At 54.4% G+C, this 1,541-nt stretch carries 2 protein-coding genes; both read right to left on the reverse strand.

The features are described from left to right. Positions 1 to 69: 69 nt before the first annotated feature. On the reverse strand, positions 70 to 1,311 hold the full coding sequence (locus IKG78_RS09790; RefSeq protein WP_290942842.1) for a phage portal protein: 1,242 nt from the start codon (positions 1,309 to 1,311) through the stop codon (positions 70 to 72). 14 nt (positions 1,312 to 1,325) lie between these two features. Continuing rightward, positions 1,326 to 1,541: phage terminase large subunit (gene terL / locus IKG78_RS09795; RefSeq protein WP_290942845.1), on the reverse strand; the 216-nt coding region annotated here is incomplete at its 5' end.

Raw genomic sequence — 1,541 nt, forward strand, 5'->3', positions numbered from 1 at the left:
GCGTCCGCGTTTCTTCTGTCCGAGCCGTTCCACGTTCTTGACGAAATTTACGAAGCTGCCAGCCATGTTCTAGTCCTTTACGGAAATGTCCCAGGAATGTCCGTTCTTGAAGATTCCCTCGCGGATGCTCTGCTCGTCTATCGCGCCCATCTGATAGTAGATGTTGAGCATTTCCGCCTGCATCTTCATCGCTTCGAGTTTTTCTTTCACGGACATTGTGGTGACGGCGCCCCATTCAAATTCCGAACAGACGATGCCGCAGTTTCTTTCCGAAAGGTCGGCAATGAGCGAACAGGCGGGGCGGTAGATGTAGCGGGAACGCCAGCTTTCCACAAGTTCCGCGTATGCCTTGGAGTCGCCCTCGTTCGTCTGGGCGAGGCCAGTCGCGCTCTGACCGAAAAGGATGCTCACGGGGATTCTCGAATCCGCGCAGACGAGATTCATCGCCTTTTGGAGGACTTCGGGCAGTCCCGCAAAGTTGTGGCTTAGGATTTGGAACTTGTCGTTTGCGCCGGAGAATACACCACGGAACGAACTCATTGAAACCTTTACGAGGCTTATGAGCTGCTGTGCGTCCTGTATTCCGCAGTCGGGCTTGGAAAGCATTTCGTTGAAACCCTCAAGCGAGAAAAGCATCACTCCCGTTTCCGTCGCCATGTTGACGATGGACGCGACGACGTTCGCGAGGTTCTTCAAGCTCTGTTCGCACGCTTTCAGCGCAGGCATACCGAAGAAGCGTTCCCTTATGGGTATTCCCTGGAGAATGTCGGGGACAATCTTTCCGTGAATGACCGTGCAGCGCGACGGGTGTATCTCGATGCGCTTGTTATCAAGAAGGACAACTCGGTAAACTTTTGGCGTGTCGCCCTGAAAATCCGTCGGCAGGAACTCCACCTTGCCAGCGCTGTAAACCCGGTACTGCGAAATCTTGCGATTTGAAGGTGCCGGGCGCTTGAGCTGTTCAATGTCGTACTCGTTTTCGTATTCCGAGACAATCAGGGCGCCACCCGTGAGACGCTGGTATTCGCCAGCGAGCTGTAGGGCCTCGAAAAGCCCGACGGCGGAAGCCTCCTTAAATACCTTGCCCGGACTGTCGCCAGTAATGGTGACGGGTTCCTTGAAAGCCGTTTCGGGGACGCACTCGACAATTCGTGCGGCGATGCCGTCCTGCACCTTTATACGCGCAAGCTCGACAATATCCGTTCCCGCATAGGGATTGACGAAAGTGTTTTCCGTCTTGTCGGTGTCTCTGCGGCCCATTCCCGTTACGAAATTGCCGTAGGCGCCGTCCCTTATCTTTGCAGTTTCCATGATTTATTCTCCTTTTAGATGAAGCTGATAAGGCCCGTCCCCATACCAGTTGCCAAGTAGTTGAGAGCCTGCGTGGTGGAATCCACGCGGTCATCGTGCGGAGCGCTTGGAAAAGAAACCAGTTCGTCGATGTAGTCGCGAACCCAGGGATGTTCTGCATCCTGCTTGGGTATATAGACGTTTCCCGCCTCGAACAGCGGGCTTACCGCAAAGGCTCGCGCTTCCTTTGA

This window comes from Fibrobacter sp. (assembly GCF_017545445.1).
In the GTDB taxonomy this organism is placed as follows: Bacteria; Fibrobacterota; Fibrobacteria; order Fibrobacterales; family Fibrobacteraceae; genus Fibrobacter.